The 19042-nt window shown below is 72.8% G+C and carries 16 protein-coding genes (1 of these 16 only partly in view); 11 read left to right on the top strand and 5 right to left on the bottom strand.

From position 1 onward, the window contains the following. The first annotated feature begins 65 nt into the window (after positions 1-65). From OG519_RS03065 to OG519_RS03050, 4 genes are all read left to right on the top strand, one after another. Positions 66-2636, top strand: coding sequence for a nitrate- and nitrite sensing domain-containing protein (locus OG519_RS03065; RefSeq protein WP_405578266.1), 2571 nt, complete (start codon positions 66-68; stop codon positions 2634-2636). Further along, positions 2633-3055, top strand: coding sequence for a roadblock/LC7 domain-containing protein (locus OG519_RS03060; RefSeq protein WP_405578263.1), 423 nt, complete (start codon positions 2633-2635; stop codon positions 3053-3055). The genes OG519_RS03065 and OG519_RS03060 overlap by 4 nt, the downstream gene beginning before the upstream one ends. A 34-nt stretch (positions 3056-3089) precedes the next feature. Continuing rightward, positions 3090-3482, top strand: a complete 393-nt coding sequence (locus OG519_RS03055; RefSeq protein ID WP_405578260.1) for a DUF742 domain-containing protein — start codon at positions 3090-3092, stop codon at positions 3480-3482. A 157-nt stretch (positions 3483-3639) separates the two neighbouring features. After that, positions 3640-4251: a GTP-binding protein gene (locus OG519_RS03050; RefSeq protein WP_405578258.1), complete on the top strand. Its 612-nt coding sequence runs from the start codon at positions 3640-3642 to the stop codon at positions 4249-4251. 21 nt (positions 4252-4272) lie between these two features. Here OG519_RS03050 and OG519_RS03045 read toward each other — a convergent pair whose 3' ends face one another. Next, positions 4273-4650 carry an Mpo1-like protein gene (locus OG519_RS03045; RefSeq protein ID WP_405578255.1) on the bottom strand — a complete coding sequence of 126 codons (378 nt, stop codon included), beginning with the start codon at positions 4648-4650 and terminating at the stop codon, positions 4273-4275. Positions 4651-4795: 145 nt separating this feature from the next. Here OG519_RS03045 and OG519_RS03040 point away from each other — a divergent pair, with 145 nt between their 5' ends. The 5 genes from OG519_RS03040 (at position 4796) to OG519_RS03020 (ending at position 9639) form a co-directional block, all read left to right on the top strand. Then, the gene (locus OG519_RS03040) at positions 4796-5695 is read left to right on the top strand and encodes an NUDIX hydrolase (RefSeq protein WP_405578253.1); all 900 of its coding nucleotides are present in this window, start codon (positions 4796-4798) and stop codon (positions 5693-5695) included. Next, positions 5692-6717: a molecular chaperone DnaJ gene (locus tag OG519_RS03035; RefSeq protein WP_405578250.1), complete on the top strand. Its 1026-nt coding sequence runs from the start codon at positions 5692-5694 to the stop codon at positions 6715-6717. Before OG519_RS03040 ends, OG519_RS03035 begins: the two co-directional genes overlap by 4 nt. 63 nt (positions 6718-6780) lie before the next feature. Beyond that, the gene (locus tag OG519_RS03030) at positions 6781-7686 is read left to right on the top strand and encodes a hypothetical protein (RefSeq protein ID WP_405578248.1); all 906 of its coding nucleotides are present in this window, start codon (positions 6781-6783) and stop codon (positions 7684-7686) included. A 96-nt stretch (positions 7687-7782) separates the two neighbouring features. Continuing rightward, a complete protein-coding gene (locus OG519_RS03025) occupies positions 7783-9099 on the top strand; it encodes an adenylosuccinate synthetase (protein ID WP_405578246.1) in 1317 nt (438 codons plus the stop codon). A 9-nt stretch (positions 9100-9108) separates the two neighbouring features. Then, a complete protein-coding gene (locus OG519_RS03020; RefSeq protein ID WP_405578243.1) occupies positions 9109-9639 on the top strand; it encodes an NUDIX domain-containing protein in 531 nt (176 codons plus the stop codon). On the opposite strand, the gene OG519_RS03015 is transcribed toward OG519_RS03020, so the two are convergent. Continuing rightward, the gene (locus OG519_RS03015; protein WP_405578240.1) at positions 9606-11978 is read right to left on the bottom strand and encodes a glycoside hydrolase family 31 protein; all 2373 of its coding nucleotides are present in this window, start codon (positions 11976-11978) and stop codon (positions 9606-9608) included. The genes OG519_RS03020 and OG519_RS03015 overlap by 34 nt on opposite strands. A 314-nt stretch (positions 11979-12292) precedes the next feature. Here OG519_RS03015 and OG519_RS03010 point away from each other — a divergent pair, with 314 nt between their 5' ends. Then, positions 12293-14326 carry an acetoacetate--CoA ligase gene (locus OG519_RS03010; RefSeq protein ID WP_405578238.1) on the top strand — a complete coding sequence of 678 codons (2034 nt, stop codon included), beginning with the start codon at positions 12293-12295 and terminating at the stop codon, positions 14324-14326. A gap of 34 nt (positions 14327-14360) precedes the next feature. Here the strand turns inward: OG519_RS03010 and OG519_RS03005 are convergent, their stop codons facing one another. Continuing rightward, complete coding sequence (locus tag OG519_RS03005) at positions 14361-15956, bottom strand: cellulose binding domain-containing protein (RefSeq protein WP_405578235.1); 1596 nt, start codon at positions 15954-15956, stop codon at positions 14361-14363. A gap of 207 nt (positions 15957-16163) precedes the next feature. On the opposite strand from OG519_RS03005, the gene OG519_RS03000 reads away from it, so the two are divergent. Next, positions 16164-17153: a hypothetical protein gene (locus tag OG519_RS03000; RefSeq protein ID WP_405578233.1), complete on the top strand. Its 990-nt coding sequence runs from the start codon at positions 16164-16166 to the stop codon at positions 17151-17153. A gap of 45 nt (positions 17154-17198) precedes the next feature. On the opposite strand, the gene ptsP is transcribed toward OG519_RS03000, so the two are convergent. Both ptsP and OG519_RS02990 read right to left on the bottom strand, forming a co-directional pair. Beyond that, positions 17199-18869, bottom strand: a complete 1671-nt coding sequence (gene ptsP / locus OG519_RS02995; RefSeq protein ID WP_405578230.1) for a phosphoenolpyruvate--protein phosphotransferase — start codon at positions 18867-18869, stop codon at positions 17199-17201. A gap of 11 nt (positions 18870-18880) precedes the next feature. Next, on the bottom strand, positions 18881-19042 hold the end of the coding sequence (locus OG519_RS02990; protein WP_405578228.1) for a PTS glucose transporter subunit IIA. The gene runs 288 nt beyond the window's last position; only the last 162 of its 450 coding nucleotides appear in the window; the start codon falls outside the window, past its right edge — the gene reads right to left on this strand; the stop codon is at positions 18881-18883.

Below are 19042 nucleotides of genomic sequence, written 5' to 3'. Positions count from 1 at the left end.
TAGTAGGCTCACGCCGTTTAAACGCGACAGAGGACCCCCGCGGTGGGGGAGACGTTGGGGAGGCCATGCGCTTTCGCGGTACGACGATCCGCCGGAAGATCGTGGCGCTGCTGCTGATCCCACTGGTGTCCCTCGCCGCCATCTGGGCTTTCGCCGCGACGATCACCGGCCGCGCGGTGTTCGGCCGGCCCGACATCAAGATGGTCGCCGAGAACATCGGCTACCCGACGGAGGCGGTCGTCAGCGGGCTCCAGCAGGAGCGCAAGGTCGGGCTGATCTATATCGCCAACCCCCGCGACTCCCAGGCGCGGCTCGCATTCGACAAGCAGGAACACGCCACCGACGCGTCGATCGCCCGGCTGCGGACGCAGATCAACGCCTCAGGGGTCCGCGCCGAAATCGACCGCACCTCGCGCGACAAGCTCGATGTCTTCCTCAATACAGTTGAAGGCGTAACTTCTTTGCGGCAGCGGGTCGACAACCAGCACATCACCCGCAATGACACCTATGACGCCTACAACGCGCTGATCAGCCCCGCCTTTGATCTCTTCGACGGCCTCAATCCGTTGAACGACACCGCGCGGGACAGCCGGCGGCGGGCCGGCGTCGGCCTCATGCGGGCGCGCGAACAGGTCAGCCGCGAGGACGCGTTGATGACCGTCGCGATCAGCAGCGGTCACATGAACACCGCCGAACTCACCGACTTCACCTTCGCCGTCGCCGATGAGCGCAATTACTACAGCGACAATCTCCAGGTCCTGGGCTCGGCGCTGCGCGCCCCCTACGACCGGTACTGGCAGAGCGCCAACGGCCGGAAGCTGCGCAAGGCCCAGGACGCGGTGATCGCGGCCGGCGCCGTGGACGCCCCGGTCGTCGCCGCCCACCTCCAGTGGCCCACGCTCACCGGTGACGTCTTCGACGACCTGGGCAAACTGGACGAGGCCACGTCGACCGAGTTCACCCAGAAGAACGGGCCGCTGTCGACCTCGGTGATCATCGAGGCGGCGATCGCCGGCGGTCTCGGCCTCGTCGCGGTGATCGCCTCGATCGTCGTCTCCGTCCGCATCGGCCGCAGCCTCATCCGTGACCTGACCGGACTGCGCCGTGAGGCCCAGGAGGTCTCCGGCACCCGGCTGCCGCGCGTGATGCGCCGGCTCGCCGCCGGTGAACAGGTCGACGTCGAGACCGAGGTGCCCAGGCTCCAGTACGCGGACGACGAGATCGGCCAGGTCGGCAAGGCGCTCAACACCCTTCAGCGGGCCGCCGTCGAAGCCGCCGTCCGCCAGTCCGACATGCGCCGGGGCGTCTCCGACGTCTTCGTCAACCTCGCCCGCCGCAGCCAGGTGCTGTTGCACCGGCAGCTCACCCTGCTCGACGCGATGGAGCGCCGCACCGAGAACGCCGAGGAACTCGCCGACCTCTTCCGGCTGGACCACATGACCACCCGTATGCGGCGGCACGCCGAGGGCCTGGTCATCCTCTCCGGCGCCGCGCCCTCCCGGCAGTGGCGCAAGCCGGTCCAGTTGATGGACGTGGTCCGCGCCGCCGTGGCCGAGGTCGAGGACTACGAGCGGATCGAGGTCCGCCGACTGCCCCGGCTCGCGGTCAGCGGCGCCGCGGTCGCCGACCTCACCCACCTGCTCGCCGAACTCATCGAGAACGCCGCGGTGTTCTCCCCGCCGCACACCCAAGTGCGGCTGCACGGCGAGCCGGTCGCCAACGGCTTCGTGCTGGAGATCGACGACCGCGGCCTCGGCCTGACCCCGGACGCGCTGCTCGAAGCCAACCTCCGGCTCGCCGAGACACCCGAGTTCGAGCTCTCCGACACCGACCGGCTCGGCCTGTTCGTGGTCAGCAGGCTCGCCCAGCGGCACGGCGTACGGGTCTCGCTGCGCCAGTCACCGTACGGCGGCACCACCGCGGTGGTGCTCATCCCGTCCGCGCTGCTCACCGACACCAGTGACGACACCGGCTCCACCCGGATCAGCGAGATGACCGCCGCGGCGGCCGCCAAGCCGTCCGGCGACACCGAGCACACCTTCCGCCAGTGGGGCCTTGACGGAGTGAGCGGCGAACGCCACAAAGAGCGCGCCGAGCGCCCCGAGCACGCGCATCAGGCCGGCGACTCGGCCGTACTGCTGGACGAGGAACCGGAGTTGGACGATCCGGTCGCCCTGCCGCGGCGCCGCCGCAGCGCGCCGGTGCTGATCTCCGACCACGGCCGGCCGGTCGGCGCCACCCAGCCGGCGCGCCCGGCCCCGTCGGCAGTGGCCCCGTCGTCCGCGGCCGCGGAACCCCGGCCGCTGCCACCGGAAGACCCCGTCCCGCCGGCCGGCCCCGCCCGCGCCGCCCCGGCCTCGCGCGGCGGCGCCGAACCGGCCGCCGGCAGCGGCGGTACCGTGCTGCCGCGCCGGGTCCGGCAGGCCAATCTCGCCCCGCAGCTCCGGGTGGAGACCACCGGGCAGAACGCCACCGCCCGATCGGCGGACGAGGGCAGGGAACGCTCAGCCGACGAGGTACGCGACCGGATGGCGGCGCTCCAGCGCGGCTGGCAGCGCGGCCGGCAGGAGGCCGACGCCCCGGACGACACCGCGACATCAGTTCCGAGAACGACACCCGAGGGGGACGGCCGATGACCGCACCATCAAGCCCGACGCGCGAGCTGAGCTGGCTCCTTGACGATCTGGTCACCCGCGTGGCCAGCATCCGCAAGGCCATGATCCTCTCCGGCGACGGCCTGGCCATCGGATCCTCGGACGGACTCACCCGTGAGGACTCCGAACACCTGGCCGCCGTGGCCTCCGGTTTCCACAGCCTGGCCAAGGGCGTCGGACGGCACTTCGGGGCCGGCGGGGTGCGCCAGACCATGGTGGAGCTCGACGAGGCCTTCCTGTTCGTGACCGCGGCCGGTGACGGGAGCTGTCTGGCCGTGCTCACCGACGCCGACTCCGATGTCGGCCAGGTGGCGTACGAGATGGCTCTGCTGGTCAAGCGGGTCGGCGCCCATCTGGGCTCCGCGCCGCGGCAGGACGGCGGCACCGCGCTCAGCGGCTGACCGGTCGAGCTGGCATACGGGGTGACGGGGTGTCATGAGTTCTGAATCGGACCGCTGGTACGACGACGCGGCTGGACCGGTGGTGCGGCCCTACGCGATGACGCGCGGCCGGACCAGCCACGCGGCCGAGGCGAAGATCGACTTGATCGCCCTGGTGGTGAGCGAGAGCGATGCCGGCGACGACGCCGCTCTCGAGGACCACACCCTGTCGCCCGAGCATCTGGACATCGTGGTGCGCTGCCAGGTGCAGGCCACGTCGGTGGCCGAACTCGCCGCCGACCTCGACCTGCCGGTCGGGGTGGTGCGGGTGCTCGTCGGCGACCTGCTCGAAGCCGAACACGTGCACATCCACAAGCCGGTGCCACCGGCGGAACTGCCGGACGAGAGCATCCTGCGCGAGGTGATCAACGGCCTGCGGGCGCTGTGAGCGGCGAACCGCTGTCATCTGTCATCACCCGCGCCGCCCGCGGCGTCAGCCACGTCCGGGCGCACGCCTCTTGAGAGCCCCGCCCAGCGCCTCGTGAGCCTCGGCTCACCCATCGGACCCACATCGGCCCATCTGCCACGGAAGTAGAGAAGAGACCATGGCCTTCGCCCCGACCGAACGCCACTCCCCGTTGACCGGCGCCGAGCCGGTGGCGCTCAAGCTGCTGGTGGCGGGCGGCTTCGGCGCCGGCAAGACCACCCTGGTGGGCTCGGTCAGCGAGATCCGGCCGCTGCGCACCGAGGAGTCGCTGAGCGAACTGGGCCGCCCGGTCGACGTCATCGACGGTGTGGAGGCCAAGAACACCACGACGGTCGCGATGGACTTCGGCCGGATCACGCTGCGCGACAACCTGGTGCTCTATCTCTTCGGCACCCCGGGCCAGGACCGGTTCTGGTTTCTGTGGGACGAGTTGGCGCAGGGCGCGCTGGGCGCGGTGGTGCTGGCCGACACCCGCAGGCTGGCGGACTGCTTCGCCGCGGTCGACTACTTCGAGCGGCGGCACATCCCCTTCACGGTCGCGGTGAACTGCTTCGAGGGCGCCGAACTCCACGACCCGGACAAGGTCCGCGAGGCGCTGGACCTCGACCAGGGGGTGCCGGTGGTGATGTGCGACGCCCGCGAACGCGAGTCGGCGAAGAACGTACTGATCAGCGTGGTGGAGCACGCGGCGCACCTGGCCGCGACGCACCGGGAGCCGGTCACCGGCTGACCCCATACGTACGGCAGGACGTCAGGCGGCGGCATCCGGTCCGGCCGCCTTGTCGCGCTGCCCGGCGAGCCAGCCGGCGGCCGTCGCGGCGAGTTCGGCGTCCCGGCCGGCCAGCATCGTCGTGATCATCCTGACATCGCCGCGCAGCGACCACGCCGGATGCCCGAAGGTCGCCGGGTTGTTCCCCTCGATCAGGAAGTGCGCCGGCCAGGCGGTCCCGTAGCCGATCAGCGGCAGCGCGGCGGCATACCGCGGCCGGCCCTTGGCCAGGCCGTACCCGGTGACCGCGAGCCCGGTGAGCGTGCCGGCCAGGTGCACCCAGCGGGTCGCCGCTTTGGAGTGCATCGCCACGTAGTACGGCCAGAACTCCTCGAAGGAGGTGAAGGTCTGCTGCGTCATCAGCGCACAGTAGCGCCGCCTCTGGACGTTGTCAGGAGTGGCTGCTATGTTCTTCTCAGGTCGAGAAAGACTCACAGTGAGAACAACATGGGCGCGGTCGGCGACGAGTCCGGCGGGCACGGCACCTTCAGGTCAGGGAGGACGGATGGACGGGAGCAAGGCCGAGCGGCAGTTCCTCGCCGCGTACGACCCGCGGGCCTTCGAGCCGATCGCCGTCACCGTGGACGTGGTCGCGTTGACGCTGCGCGCGGACCGGCTGCACCTGCTGGCCGTGCGGCGCGGCGGACCGCCATACCACGGGGAGTGGGCCCTGCCCGGCGGTTTCGTGCGGGCCGGACAGGAATCGCTCGACGAGGCCGCCGCGCGTGAACTCGCCGAGGAGACCGGCCTGGCGGCGTCCGCCCTCGGCCGCGTCCACCTCGAACAGCTCGGCTCCTACGGCCGTCCCGACCGCGACCCGCGCATGCACGTCGTCTCGGTCGCGTACCTCGCCTTCGCCCCAGGCCTGCCCGACGCGCAGGCGGGCAGTGACGCGGCGGGAGCGGCCTGGCTCCCGCTGGAAGCGATTGCCCGCGGCGGGCAACCGGATCCGGTGGCGCCGCGTCCCTTCGAGCAGGGCCGGCGGCCCGGGGCCCACGGGGGTGGTCCCGGCCGCCGACCCCTTCCCGCGCAGCAGCCCCCGGCACGCCACGCGCCGCCCGGTGACATCCACCTCGCCTTCGACCATCCGGAGATCCTCGCCGACGGTCTGGAGCGGGCCCGCGCCAAGATCGAGTACACCCCGCTGGCCACCGCCTTCCTCGGCGAGACCTTCACCATCAGCGAACTGCGGGCGGTCTACGAAACGGTGTGGGGCGCGCCGCTGCACGCGGGCAACTTCCACCGCAAGGTGCTCTCCGTGCCCGGCTTCGTGGAGTCCACCGGGGCGACCGACGGCCGCCCCGGCAGCCGCGGCGGCCCCCGGGCCCGGCTCTACCAAGCCGGCGACGCGACCCTGCTGCACCCGGCCCTGCTGCGCCCCGACCGGGAGGCGACCATACGATGACCGCCGACCGCGAGCCGCTCCGCACCTTCGACGACGCGCTGACCGCCCTGGCCGCCGGCTTCCCCGCCGACCCCGGCGCCGCCGCCCGGCACCACCGCCGCCTCGCCCGGCTGCTGCACCCCGACACCGCGCCGCCCGACCGCGCCGCACAGGCCAACGCGGCCTTCGCCGAGCTCGGTCGGGCCTGGCAGCACCGCTCACACCGGCTCATCGGCGCACCGCGGCACACCTACGTCCTCGGTGACATCCTGGCCACCGGCGACCTCGCCACCCTGCACACCGCGCACACGGCGGCCGATCGCCGCGCGGTGGTGCTCAAGATCCCGCGGCGGCCCCGGGACAACGATCTGATGACCCATGAGGCGGCCGTCCTCACCCGGCTCGACACCGTCGGCGAACCCCGTCACCGGGCCTACGCGCCGACCCTCGTCGAGAGCTTCCGGCAGCGCTCCGCCGACGGCACCGAACGGGTGATCAACGTCCTGGAGCCGCTCACCGGCTTCCTGCCCCTCACCGAGGTGGCCGCCGCCCACCCCGCCGGGCTCGACCCGCGCGACGCCGCCTGGATGTGGCGCCGGCTGCTGGTCGCGCTCGGCTGGGCCCACCGCGCCCGGCTGGTGCACGGCGCGGTCTTCCCCGAGCACGTGCTCATCCATCCGGAGGCGCACGGCCTGGTCCTGGTGGACTGGTGCTACGCGACCGCCGTCGGCACCCACCTCCCGGTCCTCGTCGACCGCCATACCGACCGCCACCACGACGGCTACCCGCCCGAGGTCCACCACCGCGGACCGGCCACCGCGGCCACCGACATCCACCTCGCCTCGGCCTGCGTACGCGACCTGATGGGCGATCAGGCACCGCCACCGCTGAGGGCGTTCCTGCGCGGCTGCCTGCTGCCGAGTCCCGAAGCCCGTCCGCACGACGCCTGGGCGCTCCTCGCCGAACTGGACGACGTCCTCGAACGGCTCTACGGACCGCGTACCTTCCGCCCGTTCACCAGGCCGGCCGCCCGCGCCGGCTGAGCGCGCCGCCCGGCCACACACACCACCGTCCCGCATGTCATCACCGATCAGGGGGAGTCCACCATGGGAAGCGGAAACTGGTCCACCAACGTCTACGACGCCGCCGCGCGCTACCGCGCCGCCGCCGGCACCGACGCCTTCGCCTACAGCGACCGGGTCACCCGCTCGGCGCCGCGCGGCAGTTGGCGCGCCCACCAGACCCTCGACCCGTACGGGCTGACCGTCCGGGAGAGCCGCGACTCCGCCGAGCACCCCACCTCGCTCGCCATCTCCGTACTCTTCGACGTCACCGGTTCGATGGGCGGTGTGCCGCGGGTCCTCCAGACCAAACTCCCGGACCTCTTCGGCCTGCTGCTGCGCAAGGGCTACGCCGAGCACCCGCAGATCCTGTTCGGCGCGGTCGGCGACGCCACCTGCGACCGGGTCCCGCTCCAGCTCGGTCAGTTCGAGTCCGACAACCGGATGGACGAGCAGCTCGGCAACATCCTGCTGGAGGGCGGCGGCGGCGGCCAGATGACCGAGTCCTACGAACTCGCCCTGTACGCCATGGCCCGGCACACCGCCCTCGACTGCCACGAGAGGCGCGGCCGGCGCGGCTATCTCTTCCTCATCGGCGACGAGATGCCCTACGGCAAGGTCAAGGCGCGCGAAGTACGCAAGGTGCTCGGCGAGTCGATCCCCCGTGACATCCCGGTACAGGACATCCTCGCCGAACTCCGGCGCCGCTTCCACGTGTACTACATCCTGCCGGCCGGCGCCTCCTACGCCGGCAACCGCGAAGTCCTCGGCATCTGGCGGCAACTCCTCGGCCAGAACGTCATCGAACTGGACGACCTCGACGCGGTCTGCGAGACGATCGCCCTCACCGTCGGCCTCGGCGAGGAGGCGATCGACCTGGCCCAGGGCCTCGCCGACCTCCGCGACATCGGCTCGGCGGCGGTCGACTCCGTCGCCAGAGCGCTCGGCTGACCCCTCGCCCCGCAACCGGGTCCCGTAACCGGGCCCAGCCGCTGTGACGATTCGCGGTGACCCCATCCGTAGCCCCCGGCGATCAGGAGACCCCGCGTGCACACCCTGGTAGTCGATCTCGGCTTCGGCGACGCGGGCAAGGGCGCCGTCGTGGACCGCCTGTGCCGTGACCAGCGCGGGGTCACCGCCGTGGTCCGCTTCAACGGCGGCGCCCAGGCGGCCCACAACGTGGTGACCGCCGACGGCCGCCACCACACCTTCGCCCAGTTCGGCGCCGGCACCCTGCGCGGCGTCCCCACCCACCTGTCCCGCTTCATGTCCGTCGACCCGCTCGCCCTGTCGGCTGAGGCCGACCATCTGAAGGCCATCGGCGTCCCCGACCCGTACGCCCTGCTGAGCGTCGACCGACGGGCGCGGCTCACCACCCCCTACCACGCCGCGGCCAACCGGCTGCGCGAACGGGCGCGCGGCGCGGCCCGGCACGGCTCCTGCGGTATGGGGGTGGGCGAGACCGCCCGCTACGCACTCGCCCACCCCGATGACGCCCCCACGGTGGGCGACTGCGCCGCCCGCCCCCGGCTGCTGCGCCGGCTGCGGCTGCTGCGGGACCGGCTCACCGACGAACTGGGCCCGCTCGCCGCGCCTTCCGTCGAGAGCTGCGCCGAGGTGTACGCGGCGTTCGCCCGCGCCGTCACCCTCACCGACGAGACGGCGCTGCGGCGCCTCGTCCGGCAAGGACCGCTGGTCTTCGAAGGCGCCCAGGGCGTACTGCTCGACGAGAACCACGGCTTCCACCCGTACACCACCTGGTCCACCACAACCTTCGCCAACGCCGAGACACTGCTCGCCGAGGCGGGCGCCACCGATGGAGCGCTGCGGCTCGGCGTCGTCCGCACCTACACCACCCGGCACGGTCCAGGACCGCTCGTCACCGAGGACCCCGAACTGCCGCCCCTGCTGCCCGAACCGCACAACGGCCACGGACGCTGGCAAGGCGCCTTCCGGATCGGGCACTTCGACGCCGTCGCCCACCGCTACGCCGTCGACGTGTGCGGGGGAGTCGACGCCTTGGCGGTCACCCATCTCGACGCGCCGGGGCGCTGCCGGGGCCTGCGGATCTGCCGGGCCTACGGCGTCGGCGGGCGGCTGGTCGAAAGCCTGCCCGCCGGCCCGCCGGAGGACCTGGCGCGCCAGGCGGAACTCACCGGACGGCTGCTCACCGCGCGGCCGGCCCTGTGGGAGACCCCCGGACCGGACCCACGACGCTGGAGCGACGCCATCGCCCACCTGCTCGGCGCCCCGGTGCTGGTGGAGTCGTCGGGCCCGGCCCGCCAGACCCTCTCATCCACCAGATCCCCACGAACCCTCAGCAGCCGTGCCAACCGCCCCCCAGCCGCCCACCGCGTCGGATAGGGTCCAGCCGTGCGCGAGGACACCCACTGCTCCGCCTGCGGAACACCGTTTCCGGCCGACGCCGGCTGGCCGCGCGCGTGCGCCCGCTGCGGCACGGTCCACTACCGCAATCCGCTGCCGGTCGCCGTGGCCCTGCTGCCCGTGCGGACGGCGGACGGCGCCGCGCTCGTCGTCATCCGGCGCACCATCGAGCCCCGACTCGGCCGACTTGCCCTGCCCGGCGGCTTCATCGACGTCGGAGAGAGCTGGGAGGGCGCGGTCGTCCGCGAGTTGGCGGAGGAGACCGGCATCACCGCGTCCGCCGCCGACGTCACCCTCGCCGACGCCCTCACCGACCGACCCGGCGGCTATCTGCTGCTCTTCGGCCTGCTGCCGGTACGCGACGCGGCCGAACTCCCGCCCTCCGTGCCGACCGACGAAACGGACGGCTACCAACTGCTGCGCGCACCGGCCGAATTGGGGTTCGAGCTGCACACCGAGGCCGTCCGCCGCTGGTTCGCCGGCGACTACGCCGGCCCGCCGCGCACCCGCACCGGATAGCCGGGGGCGCCACCGCCGTCACGCTCCACGACCAGCTCGCCGTCCACCCACCGCGACACGAACCGCTCCATCCGGGGCGCCTGCCACCCCTCCGGGTCGCCGGTGAAGACCACCCCGCTCCCGGTACGGGTCTGCCGCGGCGCCCACGCCTCCAGCTCCAGCCCGCCGTCCGCCCCGGCCACCGGCAGCACCGCGCCGGCCTTCGCCAAGACCGGTATCCGGCCCAGCGGGGCATCGAGCAGCACCTGCGTCCGCCCCTTGTACCTCGTCCCGGTCGCGGTGTCGTACCAGCGTCCGCGCGGCAGCCGCACCGACCGCTTCACCGCACCCTCTTCGAGCACCGGAGCCACCAGCAGCGCGTCGCCCAGCAGAAACGCGTCGCCGTTCTCCCGCAGCGACCGGTCATCGGGCGCGTTCCACCACAGCGGCCGCACATAGGGGGCGCCGGTGCTCCGCGCGATATGGGAGAGCGTCTCCAGATACGGCAGCAGCCGTACCCGCTCGGCCAGCGACTCCCGAACGTGCGCCAGCACCTCGTCGCCGAACTCCCACGGCTCGCGCCGCCCCGCGTCGATCGCCGAATGCGTCCGGAAGAACGGCAGATAGGCGCCCAGCTGGAACCAGCGCAGATACAGCTCGGGCGACGGCGTACCGGTGAAGCCGCCCACGTCGGGACCCGAGAACGGCACCCCGCACAGTCCGAGCCCCAGCACCAGCGCCAGCGACGCCCGCAACCCCTCCCAGCCGGTCACCACATCGCCCGACCAGGTGCCGCCGTAGCGCTGCATGCCGGCCCAGCCCGAGCGGGAGAAGAGGAACGGCCGCTGCTCCGGCCGCAGTCGGCGCAGGCCCTCATAACCCGCCCGCGCCATCGCCAGCCCGTACACGTTGTGCGCCTCGCGGTGGTCGCCGCCGCGGCCCTCCAGCACGTGCCGGGCCGAGCGCGGCAGCGTCGGATCCCCGAACGCGGCGAAGGAGACCGGCTCGTTCATGTCGTGCCACACCCCGGAGAAGCCCCGCGCGAGCCGCTCCGCGTAGAGCCCGCCCCACCAGGCGCGGGCCCGCGGATCGGTGAAGTCGGGGAAGACCGACTGACCCGGCCACACCACGCCCCGCACCTGCCGGCCGCGCCCGTCCCGGACGAAGGCGTCCACCGCGGCGCCCTCCTCGTAGACGGCCAGGCCCGGCTCGGCCTTCACCGCCGGGTCCACTATGGACACCAGCCGCACCCCCTGCGCGGCGAACTCCCGTGCCATGCCGGGCAGATCGGGGAAACGCCGCTCATCGACGGTGAAGACGCGATGCCCGTCGAGGTGGTCTATGTCCAAGTGGACGGCGGACAGCGGCAGATCACGCTCGCGGTAGCCGGCCACCACCCGCCGCACCTCCCGCTCGCTGCCGAAGCCCCAGCGGGAGTGGTGGTGGCCGAGCGCCCAGCGCGGCGGCAGCGCCGGCCGGCCGGTCAGCGCCGTCCAGCCGGTCAGCACCCGGGACGGCGTGCCGGCGATCACCCAGTAGCGCAGCGGCCCGCCGTCCATCCGCACCTCGCAGCCGCCCGGCCGGTCGTGTCCGGAGCCCGCGCCCTCCGCGCCGTCCCGCAGCGTGATCCGGCCGTCCCAGGTGCAGTCGTGGAAGATCAGATGGCAGCCCGCGTCGGCGACCACCATCTGCACCGGCATGGTGATGTACAGCGGGTCGTCGCCCGGGCCGAAGGAGCCGCCCGGGTCGCTGTTCCACAACCGGTAGCCGCCGGCGGGCAGCCGCGGCCCGCCCGCCCGGCCACCGAGCCCGTACACCCGGGCGTCGGCCGGCGTCTCCGAGCGCTGCGCCCAGCGGGCCCCGCCGTCCCCCTCCCGCTGCCCCGTCTCGTCCCACCAGCGCGGCGGCAGCTCCCGGCGCAGCAGCAGCCCGCCGGGGGTGCGCATCTCCACCGCGCCCTGCCGGGAGACGAGCACGGTGAGCCGCTCGGAGACCACCCGCCAGCCGTCCTTGTCCGGCTCCAGCACCGCCCGGGTGTCGGCCGCCGGGCAGCTTCCGCCCCCCGGCCCCTCCCCGGCCAGCGCGTAGGACGGCGCCGGCCCCGCGCCGTCCCAGCCGCAGAAGACCGCGCCGCCGACCGCCACCCGCACCCGCAGCGACGAGCGGGTGAAACGGACGACGCCGCCGCCCGGCATCGGCTCGGCGTCCAGCGCCGCCCCCGGCACCCGGGCCCGCTCGGGGCCGCGCCGGGGAAGGTCTCGTTTGTCGATCCGCTGCCGCCGCCACGCCGAGCGGGTGGCATGCCAGCCATGGGCGGAACCCGTCAATTGGACCGATCGAAGCAGGTCCCGAACATCCATGCCCCTAACCTTGTCATCGAAATCGCCCTGGGCGTCACCCGTTCACCCAGGATTCACCGGCAAGGGGCCGCCCGGATCAGCGACGCGCGTCAACCGGCCGCCGTACGCCTCCGTACCGCCTCGGCAGGCCCGTCCAGGCTCCCCGCGCGGCCCTCCCACGGCCGCCCAGGATGGCGCGCGGGACCCGACGGGACCCGCTCTGGCGCGCAAGACGATCACATGGCATCGTCCTGCCCAGTCCCCCGGGGCGGCAGACGCCCCACCGGGACCCCGCGCAAGCCACGCAACGACGCGTACCGTCCGGGAGCCGCCTGATGAGCATCACGCCCGAGCCCACCGCCGCGGCAGCCACGGCCGAGCCCGAGCCGCTGTGGACTCCCTCCTCGGAGCGGATCGCCGGCGCGCGGCTCACCCGCTTCCACGCCTGGGCCGCGGGCCGCCACGGCGCCCCCGAACCCCTCCCCGGCCGTCCGGGGGACGACTACACCGCGCTCCACTCCTGGTCGGTGCGCGAGCCCGCGGCTTTCTGGCGCGCGATCACCGAGTGGTACGACGTCCGGTTCAGCCGTCCCTACGAGACGGTGCTCGCCGATCCCGCGATGCCGGGCGCCCGCTGGTTCCCCGGCGGCCGGCTCAACTACGCCGAGCACGCGCTGCGTCCCGCACTCGACCCGGCCAGGGCCACCGCCCCCGCGCTGCTGCACCTGGACGAGCGGCAGACGGCCGGCACGGTGAGCTGGGCCGAACTCGCCCGCCAGGTCGCCGCCGCGGCCGCCGCACTGCGGCAGTTGGGCGTCACCCCCGGCGACCGGGTCGCCGGCTATCTGCCCAACATCCCGCAGGCCGTCGTCGCCCTGCTCGCCACCGCGGCCGTCGGCGGCGTATGGACCTCCTGCGCCCCCGACTTCGGCGCGCGCGGTGTGCTGGACCGCTTCCAACAGGTCGAGCCGGTGGTGCTCTTCACCGTCGACGGCTACCGGTACGGCGGCAAGACCCACGACCGCGCCGCCGTCGTCGCCGAACTGCGCGCCGGGCTGCCCACCCTGCGGGCCACCGTGCACATCCCGCTGCTGGACACCCCGGCCCCCGACGGCGCCCTCGACTGGGCCGGCCTGATCACCGGCGACCCCGAACCCAGCTACGAGCAGGTCGACTTCGACCACCCGCTGTGGGTCCTCTACTCCTCCGGCACCACCGGCCTGCCCAAGGCGATCGTCCAGTCCCAGGGCGGCATCCTGCTCGAGCACCTCAAGCAGACCGGCCTCCACCTCGACCTCGGCCCCGGCGACCGCTTCTTCTGGTACACCTCCACCGGCTGGATGATGTGGAACTTCCTGGTCGGCGGACTCCTCGCCGGCGCCACCGTGGTGCTCTACGACGGCAGCCCGGCATTCCCCGACACCGCCGCCCAGTGGCGGGTCGTCGAACAGACCGGCACCACCGTCTACGGCACCTCCGCCGCGTACGTCATCGCCTGCCGCAAAGCCGGCGTCCGGCCCGGGCAGGAGTTCGACCTGGCCGCGGTGAGCTGCGTCGCCACCACCGGCTCACCGCTGCCGCCGGCCGGCTTCCGCTGGCTGCACGACGAGGTGAAGGCGGATCTGTGGATCGCCTCGGTCAGCGGCGGGACCGACGTGTGCAGTTGCTTCGCCGGCGGCGTCCCCACCCTTCCGGTGCACATCGGCGAACTCCAAGCGCCCTGCCTGGGCACCGACATGGCGGCGTGGGACGCGGACGGCCGTCCGGTCGTCGACCAGGTCGGCGAGCTCGTCGTCACCAACCCGATGCCCTCCATGCCGATCCGCTTCTGGAACGACCCCGGCGACGTCCGCTACCGGGAGAGCTACTTCGAGATGTTCCCCGGCGTGTGGCGGCACGGCGACTGGATCACCCTCACCTCGCGGGGCACCGTCGTCATCCACGGCCGTTCCGACTCCACCCTCAACCGGCAGGGCGTCCGGATGGGCTCGTCCGACATCTACGAGGTCGTCGAACGGCTGCCGGAGATCCGCGAATCCCTCGTCATCGGCATCGAACAGCCGGACGGCGGCTACTGGATGCCGCTCTTCGTGCACCTCGCCGACGGCGCCGTGCTGGACGACGCGCTGCGGGACCGCATCCGCGCCGCGCTCCGCGCCGGACTCTCCCCGCGCCACGTACCCGACGAGATCATCGCGGCGCCCGGCGTCCCGCACACCCTCACCGGCAAGCGCATCGAGGTCCCGGTCAAGAAGCTGTTGCAGGGCGCCCCCCTGGACCGGGCCGTCAATCCCGGCTCGGTGGACGACCTGACGGTGCTCCGCTTCTACGAGCGGCTCGCCGCGGAACGCGCCGGCGGCCGCCCGTAGAGGCGTCCCGGGGCGGGCTTCGCCCGCACCGGGATCAGCCGTTGTACGCCGCGAAGATCTTCGAGAACTCGTACGGCGCCTGGGAGATGTTGGTGCACTTGTAGAGGGCGCCACTGCACGCGTTGGCGTCGCGCCCCTCCTCCCAGAACGAGAGCATGCCCAAGTGCCTGCTCTGCGCGAAGGCGACCAACTGGCGGGCGTCGGACTGGTCGTAGACGTGCCCGTCGTCGTTCTGGCCGAGCATCGGCGTCACCCCGACCATCGCCCACACCTGCGCGTCGGTCCGGCTCGGGTAGAGCGACTTGAGCTGGGCGAAGACGCTGTTGGCCGCCTGGACCGCCGCGTCACCGTAGTCGACGCTCTGGTAGTAGTCCATCGCCATCGCGTTGACCATGTCCAGGTTGACGCCCGCGTTCTTCGCCGAGGTGACGACGTTCAGCCCGTCGGAGGTCAGTCCGCTCGGCAGCACCGGCAGCGTCAGCGAGATCCGCAGGTTCGGGTGGGTCTGCTGGAGCCTGGCCAGGGCCTGCGAACGGAGCGAGATCGACGCGGGTTCCGCGACCGCCGCGCCCTCGATGTCGAAGTCGGCGTAGGTGAGGTTGTACGCGTCGACCACGGCCGCGTACTCGGTGTAGAGCGAGTCCACCGAAGAGCAGGCCTGGGCGAGTTCGATGCCGCTGGCGCCGCCGAAGGAGATCTTCACATCACCGCCTGCCGCCCTGATGGCGTCGATCTGGTCCTTGGCCCAGGCCTGGCGCGGGTCGTAGGCGTTGAACCACGAGGCCTTGCAGCCGGCTGAGTTGACGAAGGCCAGCGTGAAGCTCTTCACTCCGCTCGCCTGGGACATCGCGGTCAGGCTGGGTGTCGGCCAGGCACCCATGTCCACGTAGGGCGCGGTGCGGATCACGCCGGGCGTGGTGCCACCGCCCCCGCCGCCTCCGCCGGCGGCGCTCGTGGTGCCGGAGACGGCGGCGCTGTAGGCGGAGGTGTTCCCGGCCGCGTCCTTGGCCCGCACCTGGAACGCGTACGAGGTGGCCGCGGCGAGACCGGTCGCGGTGTAGGAGGTGCCGGTCACGGCGACGGGGGCGGCGCCGTTCCGGGAGACCTCGTAGCCCGCCACCGAACCGGAGTTGTCGGTCGAGGTGGTCCAGTGGACGGTCAGCGACGAGCTGGTCGGCGAACCCACGGCGACGCCGCCCGGCACCGACGGGGGAGTGGTGTCGCCGCCGCCCCCGCCGCTGCCGCCCGCGTCGCAGGAACCGCCGTTCAGCTTGCAGTTGGCGGGAGTTCCGGCGCCGGAGTTGACCCAGCCGAAGACGGCGGAGGCGCCGGGCGCGAGGGATCCGTTGTAGTCCCGGTTGGTGAAGGTGTAATGCGTGCCGCTCTGGGTGAGCAGCGCGTCCCAGTAGCTGCCGACGCTGCTGCCCGCCGGCAGGTCGAACTCCACCTTCCATGACGAGGTCGTGGCGCTCGATCCGTTGCTGATCGTGTACTGGGCCTGATAGCCGCTGCCCCAGTCCGAGGTCTTGGCGAAGGCCGCGCCGACCCCGCCGGCCGCCGAGGCGGGCGGGGCCGAGAACAGCAAGAGCGTGCCTATGAGCGCGAGAAGGAGAGTGAGGGATCTTCGCATGCCGGACTCCCGTGTGGTCGGAACTTTGGTCTGTACCAATGCCGCCCGGGATCTGAATACGTGACCTGTGGTGCTCACGTCAAGAGGGCCGACGCCCCGTCGTCCGGATCCACCCGGTCTTACTGTCAGTGGTCGCGACTACGGTGAGTAAGCACGGTCGGTACAGGCAAGCGACGGGACACAGCGTCCCGAACGAGAGGGGGACCCATGTCCGAGATCAGGAAGCACCGTGGCGACAGCCGGCAGGACCAACCGCGCGGTGTCGCGCGGGACACCAGAAGCGGCGGGCGGGGAGAGCGGCGCGGCGGCAAACGCCGCACCGGACCACCCGGGCGCGACCGCTACCGCAGGGCCCTGCGGCGAGAAGCGCCCCTCGTCGTCGGACTGCTCCTGGACGACCAGGACTTCGCCCTGATGACCGGCTATCCGAGCTTCCACTTCGCCGAATACGCCACCTATCTGCGTCACCTCGACGGCCTGCTGCACAGCCTGCACGCCCGCGGGACCCACATCGCGGTCACCCTCTTCGACCCCGACGCCTACCACCACTACTGCGAGAGCACCCGGCTGCCACCGGACGCACCGGAGACCCGCACCCGTTACATCGCCGAGGTCACCACGACCGGCCCCAGCATCCGCTACGCCCGGCAGTCCATGCCGGAACTCCGCTCCCAACTCGCCCACGAGGCCGACCGCCGGGCCACCTGGGAACGCGCCACCGACGCCCTCGTCGGCAAAGGCTCATGCCCCGACTGCGGCCGCGATCTCGCCCACTGCCTCTTCGAGCGCGCCTCGGACACCCTGCTGCGGATCGTCGAAGCGGTCGGACCCGGCGGCCATCACCTCGTGTGCAGCCTCCCCACCGACGACGGCTCCCCGCTGCTCGCCGCCGCGGAGATCGACGCCGACCCGGACGGCGAGCTGCGTGTCGCGGAAGCCGACGCCCTGGTGGTCTGCACGATCATGGCCGTGAGCTCGGTCTCCGCCCACACGGGCGGCCTGGTCGTCCGCACCACGGATCCCGACGGCACGGAGACCGTACGGGGCTGGTCACTGCTGGCGGGCGAACCCCGCCCCCTCAGCGAGGCCGAGGTGTTCAGCGCCTACTGCACCGACCCCGTCACCGGCGAACCGGTGCCACCCGAACCGGGGGTGAACCACCGCGCCGGAATGCCGCTTCCGCCGCCGGTGTCGTAGCCGACGAGAAAGGGCGGGCCGGGGGACGGACCGGCACGCCGCGGGCTATTCGCCGGAGAGCACACCCCGCGCGGCCTGCCGGGCCTCCTCCGCGCTGTCGGCCCCGCGGGCCGCGGCGGCCGCGCGCTCGCACTCGGCCAGCGTGTGCCGCGCCAGCGTCCCCCGCACGTAAGGAATCGAACTCGCACCCATCGAAAGGCTGCTGACCCCGAGCCCGACCAGCACACACGCGAGCAGCGGATCCGCCGCCGCCTCCCCGCACACACCACAGCTCCTGCCCTCGGCGCCGGCCCCACCGGCCGCGAAGGCCACCAGGTCGAGCAGCGCCGGCTGCCACGGGTCCTGATACCGGGACACCGCCCCCACCTGCCGGTCCGCGGCGAAGGTGTACTGCGCCAGGTCATTGGTGCCCAGCGAAAGGAACTCCACCTCCCGCAGAATCGATCTGGCCCGCAGCGCGGCCGACGGAATCTCCACCATGACCCCGACCTTCGCCGAGATCCCCGCGTCGCGACAGGCGTCGGCGAACCCCTTGGCGTCCTGGCGGTCCGCGACCATCGGCGCCATGACCTCCAGACCCGTCGGCAGCCCCCGCGCCGCGGTCGCCAGCGCCCGGAGCTGCGTCCGCAGCACATCGGGATGATCGAGCAAGGTCCGCAGCCCCCGCACCCCCAGCGCCGGATTCGGCTCGTCCGACGGGGTCAGGAAGTCCAGCGGCTTGTCCGCACCCGCGTCCAGCACCCGCACCACGACCCGGCCCTCGGGAAAGGCCGCGAGCACCTGGCGATACGCCTCGACCTGCTTCTCCTCCGACGGTGCCCGCGCCGAGTCGTCGAGGAAGAGGAACTCGGTCCGGTAGAGCCCCACACCCTCCGCTCCCGCCGCCAGCGCCGCCGCCACATCCGCGGGACCCCCGACATTGGCGAGCAGCGGCACTCGGTGCCCGTCGGACGTCGTGCCCGGACCCGACGAGGCCGCGAGCGCCGCCTTGTCCTTCGCCGCCGCCTCGGTCAGCGCGGTGCGCCGCGCCGTGCTCGGCTCCACGAACACCTCGCCGGAACCGCCGTCCACCGCGACGACGGTGCCCTCCGCCAGCTCACCCGCGCCGGGAAGCGCGACCACGGCCGGCACCCCGAGCGCCCGCGCCAGAATCGCGCTGTGACTGGTCGGCCCGCCCTCCTCGGTCACAAAACCCAGCACAAGCGCCGGATCGAGCAGCGCCGTGTCGGCCGGTGCGAGATCCCGGGCGATCAGCACATACGGCGTGTCACTGTCCGGCACACCGGGCATCGGGACACCCAACAGCAGCGCCACGATCCGGTTCCGTACGTCGTCCAGGTCCGCGACCCGGCCGGCGATGTAGTCGCCCGCGTCGGCGAGCAGCGCCCGGTAGGAGGCGAAAGCGTCGTACACCCCCCGCTCGGCGGTGCTGCCCACGCCGATCCGCCGCTCGACGTCGGCCAGCAACTCGGGGTCCTGCGCCATCAGCGCCTGGGCCTCGAGCACCGCCTGCGCCTCGCCGCCCGCCCGTTGACCGCGGGAGTTCAGATCGGCCGCGACCGCCTCGACCGCCCGCCGGGCCCGGTCCTGCTCACCGGGAGCGTCCTCCCGCCGGATCTGCCTGGCCGGCGGCTCCAGCACAGCGGTCCCCATGTGCCGTACCCCGCCGATCGCCACGCCGTGGCTGACCCCGAGGCCTCGCAGTGTTGCACCCATCTGGCTACTCACTACTTCCAGTCGAAGAGAGTGTCCCCGGCCACCACATCGCCACGGTCGGCGACCTCGCTCAGCGCGTCCACCGTCGCCTCAAGCGCGATCACCGGGCAGATCGGCGACTTGCCGGCCGCCTCGATCGCCGCCGGATCCCACCGCACGACCGGCTGGCCCCG

This window comes from Streptomyces sp. NBC_01190 (assembly GCF_045039895.1).
In the GTDB taxonomy this organism is placed as follows: domain Bacteria; phylum Actinomycetota; class Actinomycetes; order Streptomycetales; family Streptomycetaceae; genus Actinacidiphila.
The sequence above is the reverse complement of the archived record's forward strand: the minus strand, read 5'-3'. Positions and strand labels throughout refer to the sequence as shown.